The sequence below is a fragment of the Actinomadura sp. HBU206391 genome, from assembly GCF_014323665.1.
Lineage (GTDB): Bacteria > Actinomycetota > Actinomycetes > Streptosporangiales > Streptosporangiaceae > Actinomadura_C.
Genome location: NZ_JABVEB010000298.1, coordinates 1 through 6,140, shown reverse-complemented (window position 1 = coordinate 6,140; position 6,140 = coordinate 1). Strand labels below are relative to the sequence as shown.

The following is a 6,140-nucleotide window of genomic DNA, read 5'->3' as shown; positions in this document are numbered from 1 at the left end:
GCGGCCGTACTCCGCCGCCCCGCCGCTCAGCCGTTTCCGTGAAGGGCGGAACCGGAGCCGCCCGTATGCCGTCCAAGGGCAATGGGTGCTCTGGGTCGACGATCCTGGTCCGCAATCTCCCTTTCCGTGCTGGCGCTGGTGTGCGGCTGTACCGGCCAACGCGGCGCGGACACCCCCACCCCGACCGCACCGGCGGACGCCCCGCCGATGCGGCTCGTCGCGTACACGGACTGCTCGCAACTGCTCTCAGGTTTGCGCACGACCGCTGAGAAACAGGTGGGACCGTACGGCCTCCCCAACGGCATGGCGGTCCGCGCCGATCTCGGCGGCCGCGCACTGCCGGGTGCCGAGTCGGCGCAGGGGACCGACGCGGCGCCGGTGGCACCGGGCGCGGTCGCGAAACAGGCGCCGGATCATTCGAGCACCAATGCGCACGAGGCGGGCGTGGACGAGCCCGACCTGGTCAAGACCGACGGCCGCCGCATCGTGGCGATCGCCCGCGGCGAACTGCACGTCGTCGATCCCGCCGCTCGCAAGGTCACCGGAACGCTGTCACTGCCCACCGTGAACGCGCCGTGGGCGACCGGTGACCTGCTGCTGGCCGGTGATCGAGCGATGATCATCCTGCCGGAGCAGCGGTTCGCCGTGGACGAGGGCGTCCAGGGCGTCCGCCCTGACCCCTCGGTGAGCGGCCCGCGGCTGCGGTTGCTGCTCGTCGACCTGGCCGGCAAGCCCCGTGTGCTCAGCACCCTCACCGCCGACGGCGATTACCTCGACGCCCGTCAGACCGGCTCGACCGCCCGGGTCGTGCTTCGGTCAGCCCCGCGCATCCAGTTCCCGCCGTGGCGGCAGGGCCGCTCCGACACCGCCGCCACCGCCGAGAACCGCCGGATCGTACGGCGCGCTCCACTGGAGGCCTGGCTGCCGCGCTATGAGGTGACGACCGGTGCGAACCGGCAGAGCCTGCGCGTGCCGTGCGAGCGCGTGAGCCGCCCGTCCGGCTCCGAGGGCACCTCGGTTCTCAGCGTGCTCACGGTGAACCTGGGCGGCGACGCCATCACGGACGCCGATCCGGTCAGCGTGGTGACCAACGGCCGCACCGTGTACGGCACCGGATCGAGCCTCTACATCAGCGAATCCGACTACGGGAACACCGGCCCCCTGCTCAAGTCGGTGAAACCGGCGAAACCGCAGAAGGCCCGGACCGATATCCACCGTTTCGACGTCACCGGCGCCGGGCGTCCCCGCTACGCCGCCTCGGGCTCGGTGCCCGGCACGCTGCTCAACCAGTACTCCATGTCGGAGTACGACGGGCGGCTGCGGGTCGCCACGACCCACGAGCCCGCCGATAGCGGGTCCGGAGGCAGCAGCACGGTGCACGTCCTGGCCCAGAAGGGGCCGAGGCTCGACGTCGTGGGCAGCGTAGGAGGGCTCGGCAAGGGAGAGCGCATCTACTCGGTGCGCTTCATCGGGCCCACGGGTTACGTGGTGACGTTCCGGCAGGTGGACCCGCTCTACACGATCGACCTCCGCGACCCGGCCCGACCTAAGGTCACCGGCGAGCTGAAGATCACCGGTTACTCGGCGTACCTGCACCCCGCAGGCGACGGCCGCCTGCTCGGAGTCGGCCAAGAGGCGAGCGCCGAAGGCCGCACCCAGGGCCTCCAGGTCTCGCTGTTCGACGTGACGCGGCAGCCGAAGCGGCTGGCCCGGTTCCACCTGCCGAACGTGGGCGCCGAGGCCGAATATGATCCGCACGCGTTCCTGTTCTGGCCGCAGACGGGGCTCACGGTCGTACCGATCACCGCGCCCGACGGCAAGGGAGAGGCGCTGGCGCTGCGGGTGACCGCCGACGGCATTCGCGGCCTCGGCACGGTCGAACATCCGCGCTCGCAGATCCGCCGATCACTGGTGATCGGCGACACGCTGTGGACCATGTCCGACGCCGGTCTGCGCGGCAACGCCCTGAGCGATCTCAAGGAGCGCGCCTGGGTCAGGTTCTGACGGGCCGCCCGCATGGGAGATCACTGCTGGGCGCCCGGCGGATTCGAGCGAGCGCGAGATCACCGCACCGGTCGGGTGATCTCGCGTTCGTTCGCGGGCGGGCGGGTCAGCGGAGTCCGACGGAGCGGGCGAGGGCGGTCTGGATCAGCCGGTCGACCAGGGCCGGGTAGTCGAGGCCGCTGGCGGCCCACATCTTCGGGAACGCCGAGGCCGGAGTGAAGCCCGGCATCGTGTTGATCTCGTTGAGCAGCAGCCGGCCGTCGCTCGTGTAGAAGAAGTCCACCCGGGCCAGCCCCTCGCAGCCGAGCGCGTCGAACGCCCGGACCGCCATCCGCCGGACCTCTTCGATCACCTCGACCGGCAGCCTCGGCGGGATGTCGAGCCGAAGCCCGTCATCGAGGTACTTCGCCTCGAAGTCGTAGAAGTCGTGCCCGTCCGCCACGTTGACCTCGGACGGGAGGCTGGCCTCGGCGGGGTCGTCACCGATGCCCTGGAGCACCCCGCACTCGATCTCACGCCCGTCGATCGCCGCCTCGATGATCACCTTGGGATCGTGTTCCCGAGCCGCCTCGATCGCCGCGTCGAGGTCGTTCTCGGAGTCGACCTTGCTGATGCCCATGCTCGACCCGGCCCGTGCGGGCTTGACGAACACCGGCCGGCCGAGCTCCTTGACCTCGTCGACCACGCGCTTGCGCTCGCGCCGCCAGTCGCGCTCGGTGGCCACGACATACGGTCCGACCGGCAGCCCCTGCCCGGACCAAATGATCTTCATGAAGCCCTTGTCCATGCCGGCGGCGCTGGCCAGCACCCCGGCGCCGACGTAACGGACGCCGGCCAGATCGAGCAGCCCCTGAATGGTTCCGTCCTCCCCGTACGGGCCGTGCAGCAGGGGCAGGACCACATCGACCTCGCCCAGGGTGCGCGGCACCTGGCCGGGCTCGACCACCATGAGGCCGCGGCCGGCCGGGTCGAACGGGAGCGCGAGAGCGGCTCCGGCGGAGTCGACCTCCGGCAGCTTGCCGTCCTCGATGGACAGCCGCTGGTCCGCGGGCGCCAGCACCCAGCGGCCGTCGGTGGCGATGCCGATCGGCACGACCTCGTAGCGATCACGGTCGATCGCCGCCATGACACTGCCGGCGGTGAGACAGGAGATGGCGTGCTCGGAGCTGCGCCCGCCGAAGACGACGGCAACACGAATCTTGGACTGCTCGGACATGATGACCGACCTTACCGGCGATCAGCACCGATCGCCCACGCACGAACATTACGGAACCCACGGACGCGGACGGGCACGCATCGCCGCCGGTCTCGCTGCCCGGCTCCCCCGAACCGGCTCGCCCAGCGATCAAGACGGCCGACCCGATGGGCCGGGGCCGGCTCTACTCGTCCACGCCGTAGCGCTCCGGCTTGGGCGAACGCGACATCAGCAGATAACCGGCCTCGGAGATCGGCATCCCGTGGTGCATGACCGCCGCGACCACCTCCGTGATCGGCATCTCCACGTTGTGCTTGCGGGCGAGCTCGAGCACGGCCTCGGATGACTTGACTCCCTCCGCCGTCTGCTTGGTGGCCGCCGTGACCTGCTCCAATGTCATACCCCGGCCGAGGTTCTCACCGAAGGTCCGGTTGCGCGACAGGGGGGAACTACAGGTGGCGATGAGATCACCGAGGCCCGCCAGGCCCGCGAATGTGTGCTGGTCGGCGCCGAGCGCGGCGCCCAGCCGGGCGATCTCGGCCACCCCTCGGGTCATGAGCATCGCCCGCGTGCTGTCGCCGAAGCCGAGCCCGGCCGCGATTCCCACGCACAGCGCGATGACGTTCTTGACCGCCCCGCCCAGCTCGCACCCGATGACGTCGGTGTTGGTGTAGACCCGGAAGTACGGGGTCATGCACGCGGCCTGCAGGCGCCGGGCGGTATCGGCGTCGGTGCATGCCGCCACCGAGGCCGCGGGCTGACGAGCGGCGATCTCACGGGCGAAGTTGGGGCCGCTGATCACGGCGACGCGCTCCTGCGGCACGTCGGCGACCTCCTGGATGACCTCCGACATGCGGCGGCCGGTGCCCAGCTCGATGCCCTTCATGAGGCTGACGAGCACCGCGCCCTCGGGCAGCAGCGGCTTCCACTCCGAGAGGTTCGCGCGCAACGTCTGCGAGGGCACCGCCAGCACGACGTAGTCGACACCCTCGAGTGCCTCGGCCGGGTCGAGGGTCGCGCGCATCGTCTCGGGAAGCTCCACACCCGGCAGGTAGTCGGGGTTCTCCCGCCGCTCGTTGATCGCCTCGACGATCTCAAGACGGCGGCCCCACAGGTTGACCTCACCGCCCGCGTCGCACAGGACCTTGGCGAAGACGGTGCCGAACGACCCCGACCCCATGACCGCACCCCTGCTCATGCCTTCGCGCGTCACGACGCCTGCTCTCTGTCGGTTCTGTCCCGTCGTTCTTCGATGGCCTTGTGGTGGTCGTAGAGCCGCTCGGGCGGCTCCAGCCCGCGCAGCTCGCCCACCAGGTCGGCGATGGTTCGCATGATCATGTCAGTGGCGGCCCGCACCGTGGCCTTGCTCTCCGGCCGGCCCGCGTACTCCGACAGGTCGACCGGCGGCCCCGCGACGACCTGCATGGTCTTGCGCGGGAACGGCCGGAACCTCTTGGTGCCGTACGGCCACAGCCGGTGCGCGCCCCAGTGCGCCACCGGTACGACCTCGGCCCCGGTGGCCAGGGCGAGCCGCGCCACCCCGGTCTGGCCGGTCATCGGCCACAGCTCGGGATCGCGGGTGCAGGTGCCCTCGGGGTAGAAGATGAGGCACTCACCGGCGCGGAGTGCCTCTTCGGCCTCCTTGAGCGCGTCGGCGGAGTCGGCCCGGTCGCGGTAGACCGGGATCTGGCCGGTTCCGCGGATGATCCGGCCCACCACCTTGGCATGGAACAGCGGGGCCTTCGCGAGGTAGACGGGGTAGCGCCCGGACTCGTACACGAAGTGGGCGAGCGCCAGCGGGTCGGCCCACGACAGGTGGTTGGCGGCGATGATGACCCCGCCCTTCCGGGGGACGTTGCGCTGCCCCTTCCAGTCCCGCTTCAGCAGCGTGTACAACAGCGGGCGCAGGATGGCGATCGACGTCTTGCGCCAGAGCGGCGAATAGTCGTGGCTCATGCCCGTCCTCCTCATGCGATGCCCCGAGCTCGGGGTGCCCTCAAGTTTCGCGGTGCGTCCGCATAGTGTCGAGTTGCCATGTCTACTTCAGCCTTCAGCGCCCCCGACCTTCTGTGGTCCCTCGTGATCCCGGTCAAGGTCCTCGCCCGAGCCAAGTCCCGCATGTCCGCCGCGGCGGGCCCCTACCGTGAAGCACTGGCCCTCTCGGTCGCCGCCGACACCGTAGCCGCCGCCCTCCGCAGCGAGCGGGTCAGGGCGGTCATCGTCGTCACTGACGATCCACTCGCCGCCCGTGAGCTCGCCGGTCTGGGAGCCCACATCGTCCCCGACGAGCCGGACGCCGGCCTCAACCCGGCGCTCTCGCACGGCGCCGCGCTCGCCCGCGACCTCGCTCCGGACGCCGGCGTCGGCGCCCTGTCGGCAGACCTGCCGGCGTTGCGGTCGGCTGAACTGTCCGAGGTCCTCGGCGCCGCGGCCGCCCACGGCGCGACGGCGTTCGTGCCGGATTCCGCCGCTGTCGGAACCACACTCTACGTCGCATCGCCAGGAGCCGCCTTCTCCCCGGCGTTCGGCCCCGACTCTCGCGCGCGGCATCGTGCTCAGGGTGCCCGAGAGCTCGCGATGGAGGGCATCTCCAGCGTTCGGCGTGACGTGGACACCCTCGACGATCTGCTCGCCGCGCTCAGGCTCGGCGCCGGTCCGCGCACCACGGCCATCGCCCCCCTTCTGCCCGCGCTCGCCCCGTCATGATCATGCCGCCGTCGCCCTCTCAGTGGATAGGCTGACCGTCATGCAGGGAACGGTGCGCACCTACGACGCCGCCACCCGTTCGGGCAGCGTGCTGCTCGATGACGGCACGGCGCTCGACTTCGACGCCACGGCCTTCGGGGCGGGCGGCCTGCGGTTGCTGCGGTTCGGCCAACGCGTCAACCTCGCCCTGGAACCGGGCTCGGACGGCGACCGGATCTCCGTGATCACCCTGTCG

Annotated in this window: 6 protein-coding genes; 3 read left to right on the top strand and 3 right to left on the bottom strand. The window is 70.8% G+C overall.

Annotated elements, in window-relative coordinates; genetic code table 11:
* Window positions 1-126: 126 nt before the first annotated feature.
* The gene (locus HKK72_RS34665; protein WP_187238635.1) at window positions 127-2,004 is read left to right on the top strand and encodes a beta-propeller domain-containing protein; all 1,878 of its coding nucleotides are present in this window, start codon (window positions 127-129) and stop codon (window positions 2,002-2,004) included.
* A 106-nt stretch (window positions 2,005-2,110) separates the two neighbouring features.
* Here the strand turns inward: HKK72_RS34665 and HKK72_RS34660 are convergent, their stop codons facing one another.
* From HKK72_RS34660 to HKK72_RS34650, 3 genes are all read right to left on the bottom strand, one after another.
* A complete protein-coding gene (locus tag HKK72_RS34660; protein ID WP_187238634.1) occupies window positions 2,111-3,220 on the bottom strand; it encodes a D-alanine--D-alanine ligase family protein in 1,110 nt (369 codons plus the stop codon).
* A gap of 163 nt (window positions 3,221-3,383) precedes the next feature.
* Window positions 3,384-4,397 (bottom strand): NAD(P)H-dependent glycerol-3-phosphate dehydrogenase, encoded by a 1,014-nt coding sequence (locus HKK72_RS34655; RefSeq protein ID WP_187238633.1) that lies wholly within the window; start codon window positions 4,395-4,397, stop codon window positions 3,384-3,386.
* Window positions 4,398-4,408: 11 nt separating this feature from the next.
* A complete protein-coding gene (locus HKK72_RS34650) occupies window positions 4,409-5,155 on the bottom strand; it encodes a lysophospholipid acyltransferase family protein (protein ID WP_187238632.1) in 747 nt (248 codons plus the stop codon).
* A 78-nt stretch (window positions 5,156-5,233) separates the two neighbouring features.
* On the opposite strand from HKK72_RS34650, the gene cofC reads away from it, so the two are divergent.
* Window positions 5,234-5,905, top strand: a complete 672-nt coding sequence (gene cofC, locus HKK72_RS34645) for a 2-phospho-L-lactate guanylyltransferase (RefSeq protein ID WP_187238631.1) — start codon at window positions 5,234-5,236, stop codon at window positions 5,903-5,905.
* Between the two features lie 40 nt (window positions 5,906-5,945).
* Window positions 5,946-6,140, top strand: a 195-nt coding sequence (locus HKK72_RS34640) for a cold-shock protein (protein WP_187238630.1), incomplete at its 3' end; no start/stop codon positions are given.